This window comes from Hyphomonas sp., assembly GCF_046313975.1.
Lineage (GTDB): Bacteria > Pseudomonadota > Alphaproteobacteria > Caulobacterales > Hyphomonadaceae > Hyphomonas.
Genome location: NZ_JBKBXB010000022.1, coordinates 1 through 19,607, shown reverse-complemented (window position 1 = coordinate 19,607; position 19,607 = coordinate 1). Strand labels below are relative to the sequence as shown.

Annotated in this window: 12 protein-coding genes; 4 read left to right on the top strand and 8 right to left on the bottom strand. The window is 62.6% G+C overall.

Features of this window, described 5'->3' with window-relative positions:
- Nucleotides 1-6 precede the first annotated feature (6 nt).
- On the top strand, nt 7-1,656 hold the full coding sequence (locus ACK4TE_RS09490) for a sulfatase-like hydrolase/transferase (RefSeq protein ID WP_409911264.1): 1,650 nt from the start codon (nt 7-9) through the stop codon (nt 1,654-1,656).
- On the opposite strand, the gene ACK4TE_RS09485 is transcribed toward ACK4TE_RS09490, so the two are convergent.
- From ACK4TE_RS09485 to ACK4TE_RS09455, 7 genes are all read right to left on the bottom strand, one after another.
- Nucleotides 1,653-2,555 carry a formylglycine-generating enzyme family protein gene (locus ACK4TE_RS09485; protein ID WP_409911263.1) on the bottom strand — a complete coding sequence of 301 codons (903 nt, stop codon included), beginning with the start codon at nt 2,553-2,555 and terminating at the stop codon, nt 1,653-1,655. The genes ACK4TE_RS09490 and ACK4TE_RS09485 overlap by 4 nt on opposite strands.
- Nucleotides 2,552-3,166: a TetR/AcrR family transcriptional regulator gene (locus tag ACK4TE_RS09480; RefSeq protein ID WP_409911262.1), complete on the bottom strand. Its 615-nt coding sequence runs from the start codon at nt 3,164-3,166 to the stop codon at nt 2,552-2,554. The genes ACK4TE_RS09485 and ACK4TE_RS09480 overlap by 4 nt, the downstream gene beginning before the upstream one ends.
- On the bottom strand, nt 3,167-4,252 hold the full coding sequence (locus ACK4TE_RS09475) for an MBL fold metallo-hydrolase (RefSeq protein ID WP_409911261.1): 1,086 nt from the start codon (nt 4,250-4,252) through the stop codon (nt 3,167-3,169).
- A 2-nt stretch (nt 4,253-4,254) separates the two neighbouring features.
- Nucleotides 4,255-4,716 (bottom strand): DUF1330 domain-containing protein, encoded by a 462-nt coding sequence (locus ACK4TE_RS09470; protein ID WP_409911260.1) that lies wholly within the window; start codon nt 4,714-4,716, stop codon nt 4,255-4,257.
- A gap of 21 nt (nt 4,717-4,737) precedes the next feature.
- Nucleotides 4,738-6,009, bottom strand: coding sequence for a DsbA family protein (locus ACK4TE_RS09465; protein WP_409911259.1), 1,272 nt, complete (start codon nt 6,007-6,009; stop codon nt 4,738-4,740).
- Nucleotides 6,010-6,084: 75 nt separating this feature from the next.
- Entirely contained in the window at nt 6,085-7,842 is a 1,758-nt protein-coding gene (locus ACK4TE_RS09460) for an arylsulfatase (RefSeq protein ID WP_409911258.1), read from the bottom strand.
- Between the two features lie 104 nt (nt 7,843-7,946).
- Complete coding sequence (locus ACK4TE_RS09455; RefSeq protein WP_409911257.1) at nt 7,947-8,750, bottom strand: class I SAM-dependent methyltransferase; 804 nt, start codon at nt 8,748-8,750, stop codon at nt 7,947-7,949.
- 109 nt (nt 8,751-8,859) lie between these two features.
- Between ACK4TE_RS09455 and ACK4TE_RS09450 the strand changes: the two genes are divergently transcribed.
- Both ACK4TE_RS09450 and ACK4TE_RS09445 read left to right on the top strand, forming a co-directional pair.
- Nucleotides 8,860-9,543 (top strand): response regulator transcription factor, encoded by a 684-nt coding sequence (locus ACK4TE_RS09450; RefSeq protein ID WP_409911256.1) that lies wholly within the window; start codon nt 8,860-8,862, stop codon nt 9,541-9,543.
- Nucleotides 9,524-10,891 carry a sensor histidine kinase gene (locus ACK4TE_RS09445; RefSeq protein WP_409911255.1) on the top strand — a complete coding sequence of 456 codons (1,368 nt, stop codon included), beginning with the start codon at nt 9,524-9,526 and terminating at the stop codon, nt 10,889-10,891. Before ACK4TE_RS09450 ends, ACK4TE_RS09445 begins: the two co-directional genes overlap by 20 nt.
- 164 nt (nt 10,892-11,055) lie before the next feature.
- On the opposite strand, the gene ACK4TE_RS09440 is transcribed toward ACK4TE_RS09445, so the two are convergent.
- A complete protein-coding gene (locus ACK4TE_RS09440; protein ID WP_409911254.1) occupies nt 11,056-12,465 on the bottom strand; it encodes a hypothetical protein in 1,410 nt (469 codons plus the stop codon).
- A 110-nt stretch (nt 12,466-12,575) separates the two neighbouring features.
- On the opposite strand from ACK4TE_RS09440, the gene ACK4TE_RS09435 reads away from it, so the two are divergent.
- Nucleotides 12,576-19,037, top strand: a complete 6,462-nt coding sequence (locus ACK4TE_RS09435; RefSeq protein WP_409911253.1) for an RHS repeat-associated core domain-containing protein — start codon at nt 12,576-12,578, stop codon at nt 19,035-19,037.
- The last annotated feature ends 570 nt before the right edge of the window (nt 19,038-19,607 follow it).

Here is a 19,607-nt window from a genome sequence, read left to right as displayed (position 1 = left end):
ACGAATATGATCAAGCGTATCCTGCTGATTTTGCTGGCTGTTATCGTCGCGGGCGGCGCGCTCGCCTGGTTCAATCGCAAGGAGCTGATCCTGTTGATGGTGACGCGCGCGGATCGTCCGCCAATTGCGGAAAACCGGTCTGTGCCGTGGCAGCAAGGCCCGGCGGAAACCTCCGTGCCGCTGGAGGAGCGCCCGCCGAACATCGTGTTCATCCTGCTCGATGATCTCGGCATCAACGACCTGACCGTGCTCGGAGACGGCATCATCCCGACACCGAACATGGACGCACTGGCCGCGCGCGGCGCGATTTTCACCAACGCCTACTCCGGCACCGGCACCTGCGCACCCTCACGCGCCATGCTGCTGACGGGGCGCTATCCGACACGCACAGGATTCGAATTCACGCCGACGCCGAACAATATGGGCCGCATCGTGACGATGTTCGCCAATGACCGTAACAACGGCCTGCCGGATACCGTGTATGATCGCGCAGCAGCCGAAAGCTCGCCGGACTTCCAGGACCAGGGCCTTCCTGCGGACGAAGTGACGATTGCGGAAGTCCTCAAGACACGCGGCTATCACACCGTGCATATCGGCAAATGGCACCTCGGCAATTCAGGCGAGTTTCATCCGAACAATCAGGGCTTCGACGAGTCGCTGCTGATGGAAGACCTGCTGCACCTGCCGGTGGATGATCCGAACGTTGTAAACGCCAAGGTCGATTTCGATCCGATCGACAAGTTCCTGTGGGCGCGCGGCGATTTTTCGACCTCGTACAATGGCAGCGACCGGTTCCGCCCCGGCGGCTATCTGGCGGATTACTGGACGGACGAGTCGCTGAAAGTCATCGAGACAAACCGCAACCAGCCCTTCTTCCTGTACCTTGCGCATTGGGGCGTGCACACGCCGTTGCAGGCAACGAGGGAAGACTATGAGGCCGTTGGCGAGTTCGAGCCGGACCGCCTACGGGTGTATGCTGCGATGCTGCGCTCGCTGGACCGCAGCGTTGGCCGGATCGTCGAGAAGCTGGAAGCGGAAGGTCTTGCCGAGAACACGATGATCATCCTCTCGAGCGATAATGGCGCGCCAGGCTATGTCGGCCTGCCGGATCTCAATGCGCCTTATCGCGGATGGAAGCTGACGCTCTTTGAAGGCGGCATCCGTGTACCGATGTTTGTCAGCTGGCCCGGAAAAATTCCGGCTGGCACGCGCATCGATACGCCGGTCGCGCATATTGACCTGATGCCGACGATTGCCGCCGCTGCCGGCGCCGCACTTCCGGCGGGCGTGGAGATTGACGGGCAAGACATCCTGCCGGAAGCGATGGGCACGGGCTCAATCATCAGGCCGGATGATGCGATCTTCTGGCAGAGCGGCGCGTATCATGTGGTGCGCGCGGCCGGCTGGAAGCTGCAGGTGGATGGCAACCAGGGCAAGACCTGGCTGTTCGATTTGACGACGGACCCGACGGAGAAGACCAATCTCGCGGCGTCCAATCCGCAGAAGGTTGCCGAATTGCAGGCCCTGCTTGACCGGCACCATGCCAATGCCCGCCCGCCGCTATACCCGTCCACGACGCGCTCGCCCATAGCCCTCGACAAGACCGGGGAGGACAAGGCGGCGCCCGAAGACGAGTATGTGATCTGGCCGAACTAATCTGCGGGCGGCAGGTCGCGCACGATCCGAAAGCCGATATGGCTTGAAGAAAAATCCGCCTCCTGCGGATGGCGTGCGGCCGGGCGGTAGCGGCGGCAGTAATTGTCCGCACACAGATAGGAGCCGCCCTTGATGGTCTGCGTGCCTTCGCCAAAGGGTGTTTCCGTCCACTCCCAGACATTGCCGATCATGTCATAGAGACCAATCGCGCTGGCCGGGAAGCAACCTGCAGGCGCGCGGCCCGCGAAACCGTCTGCGGCAGAGTCGCCCAGCGGGAAAACGCCCTGCCAGGTGTTTGCGATCAGCGTGCCATCGGCCTTGAACGCGCCGGAGACCGGCACCGCCGGATCGGCAAGACCGAGACTTGCGGCATATTCCCACTCAACCTCATCCGGCAGGCGCCCGCCCGCCCATTCAGCATAGGCGCGCGCATCCGCGAGTGAGACGTGAATGACGGGGTGCAGATCACGGCCTGCAATGTCCGACCCCGGACCTTCCGGCGTGCGCCAGCTGGCGCCGGAAACCAGGCGCCAGGTCTCGGCGGGGTTCGCGCGCTCGCCCGGCATCAAGAACACGGCTGAGCCTGCACCGGCGCGGCCATCCATCACGCCCTGCTCGGCTTCGGTGACATAGCCTGTCGCCTCTACGAATTGTGCGAACTCGAGATTGGTCACTTCGTGATCGAGAATTTCGAAACTGCTGACATGCAGGGTCATCTCGGGCGCTTCTTCGGCATAGAGTGCCCCGGCACCTTTGACGAACTGGCCTTCCGGCAAGCGCACGAAACGGCCCAGTGTATCCGACGTTATGGCGCAACCTTCCGCAAGCGGATCAATTATGGGCGGTTTCCCGCATCCTGCCAGCAGGAGAGCCAGGACCAGGGCCGCGACAGGCCTCATGGCGCAATCAGGCGGTCCAGGGTCAGGCGCACCACCGCCGATGCCTCTTCAACCGGCATCTGAAGGTCCTGACGCAGGCGGCGCCAGGTCTGGAAGCCCAGCGCCGTGTCGATGGCGGCAAAGCGGATGGGGTCGCTCAATATCTCGTCCGGCAGGTGCACTTTGAGCAGCTCCTGCTCCATCGCGAGATTGCGGCGGTACTCCTCCATTAGGAATTGCGAGCCGAACCGGCGGATGTTGGCAGAGACGCGCACCGGGAAGATGCGCTCATAGATTTCGATCCGGCGGCCGCAATGTTCACGCAGGCGCTCGCGCCAGTCGGTGCTCGAAAACGGCGTGTTCACCAGCGGCATGATCTCGGCGGAGATCCGCTCGGCCATCTCGACATAGAGACTGTCCATGTCCTCGAAATGGCGGAACACCGTACGCAGGCCGACGCCGGCACGCTCGGCAACTTTCGCCGCGCTGGGGCTCACATCGCCTTCGCGGATGAGTGCAAACAGGGCATCAATGATCTGCGCCCGGCTGCGTTCGCTTCGCTGGCGGCGGCCATCGGATTCCTCCGTCTTGTTACCGGAGCCGTCAACTTGCCCGGACTTCAGGTCGGTCATTCAGTAGGCCTTCATCGTGTTCACGGCCGTGCTTCCGGCAGGCAGCGACCAGATGATGCCATCCACCGCCACGTCCATCGGCCCGCCGAAATGTGCTTTGGCGTCCTTCATGAACAAGGCATTGAGCGCCCGCGAAGGCAAGGGCGGAATTGTGTGATAGTAAACGAGTTGACGTACGCCCGCCGCTTCAGCTGCCTTTGCCGCATCTTCGGGCGTTGCGTGGTAGTCGAGGATATCACCGAATATTGCGGCAAGGCCGGGCCGGTTTGATTCGACCGCAGCTTCGCGCATGGCGATAACCATGCCGGCATGAAGCGCATCATGGAACAGGATATCGGCGCCTTCCGACACGGCGACGAGATTTGGTGAATAGATTGTGTCGCCGCTGAAGGAAACGGCGCGGTCCTTGTAATCAACCCGGTAGCCGAAAGCGGGCTCCGCAGGTGAGTGATCGACCTTGTAGGCGGTCACCGTGACGCCGTCCTGATCGTAGACGACCGCAGATCCTCCCGGCCCCGCCTGCATCGCAATGGCGCGCCCTTCGCCGCCATGCCCGGAAGGGTTTGCGATCTCCGGCCCGTGATGCGCAGCGCGGTAGGTGCCATCGATGCGGTAGGCCGCATCAAAACCTTCAACAACCTCCTCCACTCCTGCTGGCCCATAGACCGGCAACGGCGACGTGCGCGCGCCATTGATCCATGCCTGCATCATCATCTCGCCAAGACCGTCCATATGATCCGAGTGCAGATGAGTGAGGAACACCGCATCGATCTTGCCGACAGGATAGGCCATGCGCGTCAGCGTGCGCACGCCGCCGGAGCCGGAATCGAAGACGAGGTGCGTGTCTCCTGCGATCACCGCCATGCACGGGCCGGCACGCAGGGCGTCTGGCATCGGCGTACCGGCGCCGCAGACATAGACATGCAACCCATCGGGCAGCGCGCGGGCCGTGTCGCGGCCGATGTTGCGCTCGACTGCGCGGGTGAATGCCATCTCAGCCAACGGGATGCGGAAGACATGATACCCGCCAGCCGTCAGCGCGGCGAGAATTGCGATAACGATCACACCCGTGCGGAGAAGTCGCATGCTCAGCCTCCCGCTTTCAGCATCATTTCGAGGAATGCCGATTGTGCGCCGGTTTGCGGCAGCACCGTCTCGATATTGAGCTGACCCTTGAGACCGGCGGAGCGGTGCACCGCAATCTCTCGCCACTCTTCCGAAAGCGACATGCGCACCATCGAGGCGCGGTCCGGGTACATGGCGATGGCGACCTCGTCCCACAGCTCCTCGACCTGACCGAGAGCGAGGAAGGTGACGTCGCCCGCAAAAACGCCGCGCCCCCCGAACTTCGGCAAGAGGTCCGTCACCGCGCGGCCGTAGATCATGTACGCGTCGCGGCCGGAAAGGTCGCAGGCGCGGCCGTCTTCATACTCCGCCTTGTCCTTGAACTTCAGGAGATTGACCATGAAAATCGGGCCATCCGGCCCCTTCTCCAGCATGGCCTGAAGGCGCGATGGATCTTTCGGGAATACTTCGTTGATGACCTGCATGCTTGTTCCTCCGTAGCCGGATTAACTGGATATCCGTTTCAATTCGTCCTCGATCAGCCACAGGCGGTCCTGACCCCAGGTGATCACGTCGCCAACGCGGAAACTGGGCACGCCCCAGACGCCGAGCTGCATCATTTCTGCTCGGTTTGCTTCGGCTTCGGCACGCCAGCCTTCTGTGTCCAGATGAGGCTTGGCAGCGTTCCAGTCGAGCCCAGCCATCTCCACGATCTGGCGCATGCCGGCATCGCTGCCCGCGTCCACACCCTGCGACCAGACGGCGGCGAGGAAAGCATGGCAGTATTCAAAGCCCCGGCCCTGCCCGCGCGCCCAGGGCAAAAGCGAATAGCCGCGCTCCACCGGGCGGCCTACGGGGTCCGCGATCTTGCCGAACGGAATGCTGAGACGCCGCGCCTCGCGGGCCGTGTCGAGCGTGATGTAGCGGCCCTTCATGCGCGGCACCGGCAGCCCGCGCATCACCATCGGCAGCACAAAGCGCAGCTTCAGCTCGGCGCCATAGGCATCGGCCAGCGCCTTGGCGCGCAAAGCGGAAATGTATGTGTACGGACTGCGGAACGAGAGATACCAGTGCAGCTCCGCGCCCTGGGCGCTTCCTGTACCGGCAGGCGCCAGCGGCGGTGCGAAGATGGCCCAATCCGGCGCGTTCTGCTTGCGGGCGCCGATTTCAGCAAGGCGCGCTTCGAGATAGTGCAGCCGGTCAACGCCCCAGTACCACTCACCTGAATAGTGCAGCGTGGCGCCGAGATAATGACCAAGCTCTTCGCGCCTGGCACTGCCCGCAGCCAGCCGCGCACCGGTATCTGCTGCCGGCGCGGCCGTAAGTGTTCCTGCCCAGAGCGCTTCGCCGATGCTGGCCGCATCGGCGAGAAAGCGGCCGGTGTCGATTGCAGCGGCCATCGCCGCGTTTGCAGCGGCGATGGCCTCAGCGGAGGGCTGCGCGCCGGGGTCCTGAAAGGAGAGCCCCGCACGTTTCGCAAGGCGCGCCGCATCCTCGCGGGAATAGGCTTCAAGCCGCGCGCGCTCCGGCGCGGCCCAGTCCGGCGGCGGGGCGGCGAGATGGATAGTCAGGTCAAGATCGTAGCGTGCCGCAAACGCCGGCAATACCTGCGTCATAAGGTGCGCATACGGATCACCGGCATCGTGGAAATACTCCATGACATGTGCGGCGCCCGATGAAACACGCTTCTTTTCCTGCATCGACCGGCTCCTGGTCAGGCGCTGCTCGCTCGTGAAATAACCCGCGAGGCGCGAGACAAGCGCAGTTTTCAGGGACATGCCCGCCTCCTCCCGAAGCTATATTATGGCATTATTAGTGCCATAACAATGAAGGCAGTTCAAGTCCCCCGGAAATCAGCCGCCCGTGCGCCGTTTCCGGCGGCGAAACAGCAGGACGAGACCGGCAATCAGGGCAACAAGCCCGATGCCCGCCCCTATGATGTACGGCGTGTACTGCGCGCGCTGGCGGGCGAGCGTATGCCGGGTCACCTCGGCTATGGAATCATAGCCCTCCGGCACCTCCAGAAGGCCGACGCGCGCGCTGTAATCCGCATACTCCCGGAACATGTCTTCGCGCACCTCCGGCAGCGAGGCGGTCAGATCGATCACCTCGCCGGGGTCCTGCGCGATATTGTAGAGGCGCCACTGCCCGTCGCCGTGAGGCTTCTGGTTGCGGGTGAGTTTGTAGTCGCCCTTCACCACGGCGACGTTTCCGGAAACCTCGATGACGATTGCCTCCTCCGGTCCGCGAACGGCATCAACCGAACCCTGAAGCAGCGGCACGAGATTTTTCCCGGTCATCGGTTTGGCATCGCTGAATGTATCCGGAGCGTCTGCCATCGCCAGCAGGGTGGGCGCAATGTCGGTGACAAAGGTGCGCGCCTCGAGACGCAGGCCTTCGGGAATGCCGGCGCCGGAGACGATGAGCGGCACGCGAACGCCGCCTTCCGCGCCGAGGAACTTGAACTTGTCGAAGGGCGAGGCTGCGGCCATCGCCCATTCCGGTCCGATGAAGCCCCAGCTGCCCTTCTCGCCCACGCCTTTAAGATCCAGATGATAGCCGTTCATCCTCATCCAGAATGCGAGGCGCTCATCCGTATCCCCGCGCGACGGCTCCGGACCGTTATCGGACGTGATGATAAAGACCGTGTTGTCCAGCTGACCGGTCTCGCGCAGGTGCTCGACCAGCCGGCCGATGTGGAAGTCCATGGCCTCGAGCATCGCGGCATTGGCTTCCATGCGCGCAGCGTAGAGGCGCTGCTCTTCCGGCGTCAGCGACGACCAGGACCGCAAATGCGCCGGCATGTCGGCAAGCGGCGCGCCTTCCGGAATATAGCCGAGCTGCTGGGCCCTTTGCCACCGCGCCTTGCGCGTCTCGTCCCAGCCCGCATCATATACGCCCTCATATTTCTGAATGAACTCGCGCGGCGCCTGCACCGGAATGTGGATGGCCTGGAAGGCGAGATAGGCGAAGAAGGGCTGGCTGGCATCGCCTCTGCCGAGATATTCCACCATCTTGTCGACAATGAACTCGGACGAATAGAAATTGTCTGGCAGCCCCGCCGCCTTGCCATCCTCATACCATGGCGCATCGGCATAGTAGGGCATGTAGGATTTGTCTTCGAAATTGTCCGCGCCGGAGGCATCAAGCGCGAAGGAATGGTCGAAGCCGTGCGCACTTGGCAGGTCGTCCTTGCCGCTGCCGAGATGCCATTTGCCGGTCATCAGGGTGCGATAGCCTGCCGGTTTCAGCCGGGTTGCAAGTGTCAGGACTCCGGGCTCGAGGCTCATCGTGTAGCCGGGCTTGCCCTCGTGTTCCTTCGGCAGCACTTCCGGAATGGTCGCCACGCCCGTCAGGTGATTGTCCATGCCGGTCAGCAGCATGGCGCGCGAGGGCGAGCAGAGCGGCGAGGTGTAGTAGTGCGTGAACATCGCGCCGCCGCTGGCCAGCGCGTCAATGTTCGGCGTGCGTGCTTCGCCCCCGTAGATGCCGAGATCCATGAACGCGGCATCATCGATCAGCATGACCACGAAGTTCGGCTTGTCCGCCTGCGCATCCGCCGGGGCGAACGCCGCCAGGCCGAATGCCACTGCCGCCAGTGTGCGCTTCATGTCCGCCTCCCGAACCGATCTGTTTTCGTTGTGGCAGGCATCGCGCCAATACGCGGCGGGATCAAGGGGAAGATCGGATTATGCGCGAACTGCCCCGGCCCGCCTCAGGGCCGGATCAGGAAGGCGTGCATGTTATCATTGGTGAAACGGGTCAGCCAGTTGCGCAGCTCGAACCGGTATCCTGCACCCTCAGCCATGCTGCGCAGGCTGTCGATCGTGAAATAGTTGAGATGGTCTGGAAACCGGAATCCGCACCAGTCCACACCGCGCACCACGCGGTTCACGGTCGCGAAGTTCGGCACCTTCACATAGATCACGCCGCCTGGACGCAGCTTGGCAAAACAGGCCTGCAGAACGCTGCGGGGGTCCGCCTCATGCTCCAGATAGGAGCGCATGATGATGCCGTCGAAAAATCCGTCCCCGAACTTTGCCAGCCCCTCGAGGGCCGGCGCGTGGATCACATCGCCGCCCCGGGCGCGCATCAGGACCGCAGCTTTTTCGGCCGCGGCCTTTTCGATCTCGATCCCGTAGGGTGTGAAACACTCCGGCACGTTGTTCTTCACGCCGCAGCCGACATCCAGGACCCGGCCCGAGGGCACCTTCTCGCAGATGTATTCCCACTCATTATCCCGCGCGATGTGCAACCGCCAGCGCGTGCGGGTGTCCAGCCAGCTGACAATCGGCTGTTGCTGGCGGCGGCGTTTCTTTTCCTTGGCGAATTGCTGGGTCCAGGCGAGGTCTTCGGACAAAGCCTCATAGGTGGGCGCCGAATTCAGGAAGACAAAGCCGCATCCGTTACAGCAGACCGTGGTCCACCCCATCCGGCTGTAGTGCGGCAGCGCCGTATGCGCGTCCGAACGGCAATCCGGGCAGATCCGGGGCTGTGCCTTCACCTTCTGGGTCTGCATGTGGACGCCTCCCTCCCGCCGGCCGGAAAAGACCGGCCGCTGAGGCTGCCGCAGGCCCGGCAGCCTAAGGCTGGATAAACGGCCCAGCTTGCGGCAACCTGTCAGCCTGATGAGCCGTATCCTTCTCGTTGAAGATCACACCTCCCTCGGCGGCACGATCGTCGAATACCTGCGCCGTGGCGGACACACCGTGGACTGGGCGCAGACCCTCGCCGATGCGCGGCTCTTGCTCGCGGATACCCGGTTTGACCTGTTGCTGCTCGACCTCGGCATGCCGGACGGGGACGGCCTCGGCCTGCTCGGACAGAAACCGGACGGCCTGCCTGCCCTGGTCCTGACGGCGCGCGGCGAGTTGAACGACCGAGTTGAGGGGCTGGATCGCGGCGCTGAGGATTACCTCGTCAAACCCTTCGACCTAGAGGAGCTGGGTGCCCGATGCCGGGTTCTGCTGCGCCGGGCGGGGAATGTGTCAGCCACGAGGGTGACAGCCGGAAAGGTCTGCTTCGATCCGGCAACCCAGTCGCTGGACTGCGAGGGACAGGAGTTTCCCCTCTCCCGGCGCGAGCGCCAGCTCCTCGTTGCCCTGATCCTCAGGGCCGGCAAGGTCTGCACGCGCGCCTATCTCGAGAACCAGCTGTATGATCAATCCGAGCCGGTAACCCCCAACGCGCTGGAGACGACCGTATCGCGGCTGCGTCACCAGCTGGAAGCGCAGGACTGTGGACTGAACCTGCGAACCATCCGGGGCGTCGGATATCTTCTGGAGGCCGTGCATGACATCCGCGCCGACTGACTGGTCACTGGCCGGGAAATTGCGCCGCCGCGCCTGGGCGGCGATCAGCCTGATTTCCGTATTCATGGTCGCCGTGGTCGGCCTGCACTATGGAACCGACGTTCCGGAGCTGCGCCATCGGAGCCTGCATATGCTGGGCGAAAAGTTCGCGCGCGATGCCCAGCTCGCCTACCGCCGCAATGACTGGAACATCATCAACAAGCATCACCGCATCTTCCGCGAGCATGCTGACAATTACACCTGGGCTGTCCTTGATGCGGCCGGGCGCGTTATTGCAGCCTCCGAAGAAACTCCGCCTGCTGAGGAAATATGGATTGCATCCGGGCCATTTCCGGATGTCTGGACGAGTGAAACCAATACGGGCGGCTGGATCGGAGGAAGGTCCTTCACCGTAGACGGGTTCACCGGCCATATCGTCATCGAGATCCGGGAGGATACGGCGGGCTTGTTGCCCATGCTCATCGTCGGCGAAATTCTGGTGCATGTAGTCCTGCCCATCGCGCCCTTTGCGCTACTTCTGTTCATAGGGCTTGAAGCCGCGCTGCGCATGACGATTGAGCCGCTGAAGCGATATTCTGACGCTGTATCCGGGGTTGAGCCCGGCAACCGGCTGCAACCGCTGGACCTGAATCTCACGCCCGCCGAAGTGTCGGGAATCGTCCGTAAACTGAACGATACGATCGACAAGCTGAACAGCGCGACGGAGAGAGAGAAAACCTTCATTGCCCAGGCGGCCCATTCCCTGCGCACCCCTCTGGCGGCCCTCAAGGCCAGGCTGGAACTCGACGGCGGCAATGCGCCGGCGGAGGTGCTGAAGGCCGAAGTTGACGCGCTGATCCGCTTCGCCAACCAGCTCTTGATGTCGGCCAACGCGGAGAAGCTGGTCGTAAACCCGGACGCCCTTGCGGACCTGTCCGATGTCGCGATCAGCGTCGTTGCCCGCCTGACACCCAGCGCGCTGGTTTCCGGAATAGACCTTGGTGTCGAGGGCGCAGATGCGAGCGTACCCGTCACCGGCAATCCGGATGCGCTGGCGCAGGCCCTGTCCTGCCTGGTCGAGAATGCGCTGCAGAGCACTCCCAGGGGCGGAACGGTGCTCGTCAGGGTATCCTCCGCGCCGCCCCGTCTTACGGTGACCGATACGGGGACGGGATTTGTGTCAGCGGCTTCTGCCGCCCGGACGCTGCCCGACAGCCAGTTCGGCCAGGAGGTTCGTGCCGGGCTCGGCCTGCGGATCGCGCGCCAGATCGCCAATGCGCACAAGGCGAACCTGCATCTCGGGGACGGGACCAGCGCGGGCGCGGCCGTCAGCCTGAGCTTCCCGGAGCCGCAGCAGCCGCACGCCTGACCAGCGCTTCGAACTCGACACTGCAGGAGAAAATGGTGTGCCGGTGAGGGTGAAGATGAGAACACATATCAATTGACTGTGTTTCGTGCCGAGCTGAAGACTCGCCGTATGGGACAGTTGCCCTTTCCGGCCACAAGTCCGGGATAACAGAACCTTCTCTGCAACTACCCGATGGTCCCCGACGTTGTTCCATTGTTCGTGACCGAAACGTTGTGTCCGTTCTTGCGGATGCAGTAGCCGGCTGCGCCGCCTGTCCCGCCCGGCGCAGGCGGGTTCGCCCAGCCCTGGCCGTTTGTGCCGGCAGCGCCATAGTTCCCTCCGGCACCGCCATTGACCCCGCCATTGCCGCCCCAGCCGCCTGCACCGCCGCCGGAGACGGTGCCGCTCCCGCCATTGCTGGCGTTCCAGTCACCTGCACCGCCGGGCCCGTTGGGCGCGCCGCCGCCCCCGCCGCCGCCGCCGCGATATTCCGGCTCCGGCCAGCCTTCCTCGACGCTTGAGGCGCCGCCTCCGCCGCCCCCGCCGCCGCGCACCTGTGCCCCGCTCTGGATCGTGATCGTGATCGGATGACGGCAATAGACGGCGTCGCCGCCCGCACTGCCATTGCCGGGCGATGGCCCGCCTGCGCCGCCCGCACCGCCGCCGCCCCGGACGATGCCGCCAGTCTTGACGACCAGCGCCAGACTGATCGTGTAGGGCGATCCGGGCCAGGTCCCGGTATCGATAGCGATACCTCCTGCATTGCCGGTGAGGGTCACGCCATTGCTGACCTCGAACACGACATTGGCGTTCATCGCGCCGTTATAGCCCGCAGTGTTGGCGAGGGTGCGCAGGTTGACCGGGCCGGTGCCGGTGACCTGGATGGTCTGGTTGAACGAAGGCGTGTTGACCGTGACGGTCGCCTGCGCCGTGGCCTGGCTTCCGAGGGCGCCATTGACGGTGAGCGTGTAGGTTGTCGTGGCCCCTGGTGTGACGACAATTGAACCACCCGCGACCGGCGTGACGCTGCCGACGCCGTTGTTGATGGAGGCGCTGGTGGCATTGGCGCTGGTCCAGGTCAGGGTCGTGGACTGGCCGACCGTGATCGTAGAGGGTCTGGCAGACAATGTGCAGGTCGGCGGCGGCAGGACCGTGACGGTTGCCGGGGCGGTTGCAGGCCCGAACGGTCCCTGCGCCGTGATCGTATATGTGGTGGTCGCAGACGGCGATACCGACACCGAACCACCGGCAGTCGGCGTGACAGTCCCCACTGTCGGGCTGATGGCCGCGCTGGTCGCATAATTGGTTGTCCAGTTCAGCGAGGAGGATTGTCCCTGCAGGATCGTTGCCGGGCTGGCGCTGAGCGTCGCCTGCACCGAGTGCGGCGGTGTCTGGCTGAGCGTGGTGCGGTTGCCGGCGGCGTCGTAGTCATAGGTGATCGTGGCGCCGTTGCTGTAGGTGACGGTCTTGACCCGTCCGAGCGCGTCATAGGTGTAGCTGACCGTGTCGGCGAGCGCGGTACTCCGTGAACTGAGCAATGCAGCACTGCAGGTGCCAGCCAGTATCTGGGCGAGGAAGCTGCGTCTTGCGATCATCCCTCATGCCTTCCCGGGTGAATTAATTGCAGCAAACTCGCTCGATGGTTGACTCCATCAGAAATAGATAATTAGTGTCCGTGTCAAGGTTGAACCGGAAGGGGTGATCGATGGTGTCGTTTCGGACATGGTCTTCTGGTTTTCTTGTCGCGCTGGCGCTGTCTGCCGGGGCTGCGACAGCGCAGATCCTTCCCTCGATGCGGTTCGAGCGCGGCGATCTGGTCTCACCCGCCGCCGCTGAAACTTACTACGGAAATTCGACGACGCGGACCTCGTCGTTCACGGGCGTTTCCGGATTTGAAGGCCGCCCGCCGGAGATCGTCGAACAGGCCCGTGCGCTGAGCAATGACATCGACCTGATCTACGAATATGTCCGCAATCACATCGATGTCGAGTTCGCCTATGGCCTGAGAAAAGGCGCGCTAGGCGCGATGATTGACCAGTCGGGTACGCCGTTCGACATCAATGTCCTGTTCGTCGAACTGGCGCGTCAGGCAGGGTATACGGCGCGCTACCGGATCGGGTCGGCGACGCTGACGGCGCAACAGTTCCAGGACTGGACCGGGCTTACGTATGCGGCCTCGGCCTGCCGGATGCTGGCCTATGGCGGCATCCCGGCAGCCGTCAACGGTGTCTCTCCGGCTGACTGCAACATTTCTGGATCGGTAACGGGAGTTGTCATCCGCCATGTCTGGTCCGAGGTGCAGATTTCCGGGACCTGGTATGTGTTTGATCCCAGCTTCAAACCGCAGAGCTTTGCCGCGCGGCGCAACCTTGAGACGGATTCGGGGTTTGTGTCCGGCGCAGCAGCAACGCAGGCGGGAACAGGGATTTCGAGCGGAACCAGCAGCGGCCAGGCCTATATCCAGAACGTCAATACAGCCAATCTCGACAGCTACCTCGCCGCGCGTTCGACCGCGCTGCTGACGACCCTGACCTCGAACGCCTTTGCGGCAGACATGCGGGATGTGGTCGGCGGTCCGGAGATTGTTCCGGTCTACAAGCCGTCGGGCGGGTTCCGGTCGACCTCGACGCCCTACACATCTGTCGCCAGTCACACGATCACCGGGGATATTCCCGATCAGTACCGCACCGGGCTGCAAATTGCCGCGACGGTGCCGTTCGGATCATTCAGCCGGCAGCTCTGGATCGATGAAGTCTACGGGCGACGCCTGGAATTTGATTCCAACTTTGATGCAGACCATATCGATGATCCGTCGGACTATTACGATCTTTCGTTCCGGCTGGAACTTGACGATGTTGCGCTGAACACGCTCACGGACATCTGTCCGGTACAGGGACCGGTCGGATGCAGGCTTCCGAGCTTCAATTACCAGGCAACGCTGACCATCAATCATCCGTATGCGGCAAGTTCCGGTACTTATGCTGATCAGGTCATTACCGGCAATGGCGGCGGTGCTGTCCCGGTCGCGATCGCTCATGGCTGGGGACAGGTTTCGCCGCGCCTTGCCGCGAAATGGGGCACCGAGCGATCTGAGGACAAGTCCCTTCCGAACCGGGTCGCCGGGTTTTATCAGTGTGATGCGCCCGAGACGCTGTGCAATCCGCCCTATCCGTCTCCGGCAGGGGATGTCAGCCGGCAGCGGACATCCGCGAACTGGCTTGCTCAGGTTTCGGCCATGCTCGCCCTTCACGGCCAGATCGGTTCGGCGGAAGTCCAGCACCATCACAGCGTGGGGCTGGTGCAGTGGCAATATGGCATGCAGACCTTCCAGGTCGGATCGACGGGGCCGTATGACTATGGAATCTCTGACCAGCAGCTGGTCATCGACATCCGGTCATCGGTCAGCGCCTCGCACCGGTCCGGCGACCTCAACCGGGAACGGGCGGTCTCGCGTGCGATCGCGCTGTCTGCCGCAACGCTCGAAGGCTCGATTGTCGAGCAGCTCCAGGACATGCCGGATGCCGCGTCAACGACGGCGCGGCTGGCCTGGTCGAACAATCCGGATGAAGACAATTGCAGCGGCGGCCCCCGCAGGTTCTTTGACTTTACTGGCGCGTCAGGTGGAACCGTTTCGGGTCTCATGCTGTTCGAGGGATTTGCGTCAGGGTGTTCAGGATCACTCCCGATCAATCCGACCACACGGCAGGCCGTCAAGGATGCAGCAGCCGGGATCATTTCGCAGTATGTGGGGGCCGGGTTCTTAGTCACGAGTTCCGCCGAGTCCTTCATGGGGCCCGGTGCGCGCCTCGGTCTGATGGATTCGACGACAGTCTGTGGGCCTTTGGGGTGCGCAACAACAACATATTTTGACCCAAGCCTTCAGCGGGGAACGGCTGTTGTCGCAAACAAGTTCGATGCCAATGGAAATGTGCTCGAAGTCGCGCACGCGGTCGGCATCCTGGGGACAATCAGCAAGGGCGGTGGCGGTGCGCAACCCGATCTGATGGCAACGACGTTCGATGCGCGCCGCGCGGCGGATGTCCTGAAGGACCGGTTCGTGGACCGGACGGCCGCGCTCGGTGTCAACCTTGCGAACGGGTCTGTGGGGTACACCACGCCTGTGCTCCTGTCGGCGGGATCAGGCGATGGCGCGCCTTACAGGCTTGACTACTCGCTGACCTATCAGGCTTCGCCGGTATGTTCCGGCCTTTTCGGGCCGTGCACGGGACCGAAACAGGGCGGGTGGACGCATAACTGGGACATCCATTTCACGCTCGGCGGGTCCGGTATGGAAGCAATGGGTGCAACGAGCCCGCTGGTCGCCACCGACACGATCCTCGCGTTCATGGCCATGCAGGACACGTTCATGCAGACCGGGACGGCGAATATGCGCCGGGATGTATACTCGGCGATGATCGCCGACTGGTGGCGCCGCCGGATGGTCGGCAATGTCGCGACGGTCACACGCGGATTCCAGGGGCAGCAATATATCCGCCGTGCGGACAATACATGGATGCCGCCGGTCGGGGCGCCGGGCGTGCTGACGCAGGTCGGCGCGCGCAGCAAGGTCCGGGACGTGTGCAGTCCGGCACCGGCACAGATTCCGGCCTATCCGGCGACGGCGCGGCGCTGGGATTTCAGCAATGTCACATTCAGCCTGCGCAATGCCGGCGGAGACGTGATGAATTTCGAGCCGTGGAGCTCCGGTTACACGATTGACCCGTGCGCGAAGATCTACGGGTTCAACATTGCGAGCTGGAGCTGGCCACAGGGGCCGACGCTGAGTTTCACGGATGACGGCACGGGCACTGTCGTCAGCCTGACATCCAGTCTTGGCCGGACTCTCCAGGTCGCCGGAAACACTGGCAGCATTGGTGGCCGCTCGACCGCGATCAATGGTGCCCAGACAGAGATCACGGATGGCGCGGGAGCTGTCTGGAAATTTGCGCGCACCTCGCCCGTGGCGCGCTCCGCCACACAGCGGCCTCGTCCCTACGGGCAGATGTATCGCATCTTTGAGCCGGTGAACCTGACCCAGCCCGCGCTGGAATACACCTACGATGCGTTGGGCCGCGTGAAAGAGGCGAAGGATGCCGTAGCCCTGCAGGCCACGCGCGACCCCTATCAGTTCTTCATCGGGGACGGGGCGCGCAGCCGCAGGCTCGATCCGGCGGGGGGCAACTATATCGTCTACTATGACACCAACGGAAATCCCGTCCGCTACATCGACGAGATCGGGCGGGAGTTTGCAGCCGAGTATGACGGGCGCAAGCGCGTCACGAAGCGCATCTATCCCGAAGGCGACAATGATGTGTTCGCCTATGACACCAGTGACAATGTCACCGGTCTGACGCGCAATGCCAAGCCGGGCTCCGGCCTCTCGCCGCTGACGATCAGCGCGGCCTACAATACGGCCTGGAACAAGATTTCCAGCCTGACGGATGCGCGCGGCAATACGACGACGTTCACCTACCATCCCTCCGGCAATGGCGCAGGAGAACTGGCAACGGCGGTGCGGCCCGCAGTGGGCGGGCAGAGCCCGACCTATACGTTCGGCTATAACGCCATCGGACTTGTGACGTCCGAATTGGACCCGACCGGGCGCACCACGACGCATGCCTATAACGGGTTCGGGGACCGGACCTCAACGACGGTGGCTACTGCCGCCATCGGCGGCCCGGCGCTGAACCTGACCACGACGTTCACGCCGGACAGCTGGGGCGACATCGTCACAGCGGTCGATCCGCGCGGCAATGCGACGACGACCACCTATGATACGGCCCGGCGCCCCACGGTGGTGAAGAACCATAATGGCGGCAGCAGCGCGGCGCTGCTGGCGGCGAGCCGGACGACCTACGATCTTCTCGGACGTGTGACGAAGACAGAAGGCGGTACGGCCTTTTCGGGCACAAACATCATAGCCTGGCAGACGCTGGAGCAGAAGACCTATACGCCGACGAGCCAGGTGGCGACGGTGGTCAACGGCGCGGGCAACACGACGACGACCACTTACGACGCGCTCGACCGCGTTCTGGAGGTGACCGATCCGGTCGGGCGCAAGACGCGCAACGAGTACGACGCGGCGAGCCAACTGACGCGGATCATGCGGGCCTATGGCGATCCGCTGCAGCAGGATTATGCGCGCTATACCTACACGCCGAACGGGATGCAGGCCTCGGTTCGGGATGCGAACAATAACCGCTCGGTCTATGTCTATGACGGGTTCGACCGGCTGTGCCGGCTGTATTTCCCCGTCAGCACGCTGGGCGCCAATGCGGCCAATACCGGCGGGATCGCGGAAAGCGCGCTGACCTGCGCGAGCGGGGGCACCAGCCCGGACTATGAGGGCTATGGCTATGACAACAATGGCAACCGTACCAGCCTGCGCCTGCGCTCGAGCGAGACGATTGCGTTCACGTTCGATGCGCTGAACCGGCAGACGGTGAAGGACATTCCGGGCGGGACGGCGGCGGATGTTTATACGGCGTATGATCTGGCGGGGCGCGTGCTGTCGAGCCGGTTTGTGTCCACGGGCGGTCAGGGGCTGATTTACACCTATGATGCCGCCGGGCGGATGCTGAGCGAGCAGAGCACGATCGGGACGACGCGGACGCTGAGCTATCTTTATGATGCGGCCTCGAACCGGGAGCGGATCACCTGGCCGGATGCACAGTATGTGACGTACACATACGATGCGCTGAACCGGGTGGACCTCGTGCGCGAGAGCGGGACGACGACGCTGGCGGATTACAACTACGACACGCTCGGCCGGCGGGCGACGCTGACGCGGGGCAATGGGGCGGTCACGACGTTCAGCTATGACCTCGCCTCGCGGCTGACAGGGCTGGGGCTGAACCTGACCGGCACGGCGAATGACCAGACGTATGGGTTCAGCTATACCGCTGCGAGCCAAGTCTCGCAGCGCACGTCCACCAACGATCTCTACACCTGGGCGACGCCGGCCGCGAGCAAGGCGTACACCCGCAACGGGCTTAATCAGTATACGGCGGTCTCCGGCGCGACATTCAGCTATGACCTGCGGGGCAACCTGACCTCGGACGGGGCCCGCATGTTCGGATATGACTATGAGAACCGGCTGACGGTTGCGGGCGGCTCTGCCTCGATGTCGCTCGTCTATGATCCAGCAGGGCGGCTGAACCAGACGATATCCGGCGGCAGCACGACGCAGTTCCTGTATGGCGGCAATGCTCTGCAGGCGGAGTATGATGGCGCGGGCACGCTGCTTCGGCGCTATGTTCATGGTCCGGGCATCGACGAGCCGCTGGTCTGGTATGAAGGCTCAGGCCTCAGCGACAGGCGTTACCTGATCGCAGACCGGCAGGGCAGCATCATCGCGGCAGAAGGGGCAACGACGACGCGCTACACCTACGGACCTTATGGCGAGCCGGACACCTGGGCCGGCAGCCGGTTCCGCTACACCGGGCAGATCGCCCTGCCGGAAGTGGCGCTCTATCACTACAAGGCGCGGGCGTATGATCCGGTGCTGGGCAGGTTCCTGCAGACCGATCCGGTCGGGTATGCGGATGACCTTAACCTGTATCCATATGCCGGAAACGATCCGCTCAATATGGCCGATCCAAGTGGTCAGTATAAAGAAACTGAGGCCGGAAGAAAGCTCGCTGAAGGACTAGGGAAAGCCGTCGCTACTAGTCAGGCAGATAGTGTCGCGCCAGGTCCGGCTGATTTAGTGGCGCTTGGGATAGCAGCAAATGCGATCGCGAAAGCAATCTATCAAGACAAACCAGCGTTCACAGATCACAGTGATGACAGCTTGGGGCCAACAATAAATCTTGATACCAACGTGCTTATCAACATTATCGACAAACCAGGAAGCCCTCAAGCCGAGGCGGCTACTGCCGCTTTAGGAGATCGTAGGCCTTTTGTCTCTGAAACAGCTTTGGAAGAATTTACTGCTGGAGGAGGTAGTGCGGCCGCGCTCGCCCCATTTCTAACTGCTCGAGGTGGCGGACTTTCGCCCCCTGCAAATCAGGACGTTGTACTTGGTTTGATGCAGTCGGGTTTAAGTGCGAACGATGCGAAAATTGCTGCTGCCGGACTTGCCGGTGGGATGAAGACGCTAACTAGCGATTTCAAGTCGTTCGCGAAGCGCGCGCCGACCATAACTGAATTATACAAAGTTCCGTAAGCATTCAGGAGTAATTTGTGGGAGCCTTTAGCAGACTTCGAACACTTTCCCCCATCTCTGGGCACAAAATTGTAGTACAGTTTAAGCATGGAAAAGACTTTCAACGTGAGTATGAAATTGGGCAGGTGATAGAGCCTTTCGCGGATGATTCCAGCGAACAAATAAGAGTACTTGCTGGTGGCATTGAACCGCCGTGCTCACCAGAGGAGCCAGAATACTTCAAAGTTATAGTGAAGGGTGGACGCATATTGGGCATCGAACCCATAGATGAGGCTGAGCACGATAGAATTGAGGGAATTTTTTGACAGCGGCGCTGCGGGGAGTGAACCGCGCCGGGTTTGCCGGAGGCCATTTTCTTTGAGATGACCTGAGCCCCTCGCCTCCCTCAGTCATTTCGAGGAAGTGTTCACTTGTGAGTTGCGAAGCTATTAATGGCAATTGATTTGACACATGACCTGAGACCCAATTGGTCCCGCATTTGAATGGAGAGTCTGTCGTTACGGAGACAGACGATGCGGAAGAGTAAATTTACCGAGGAACAGATCATCGCGATCCTGGCGGAACAGGAGC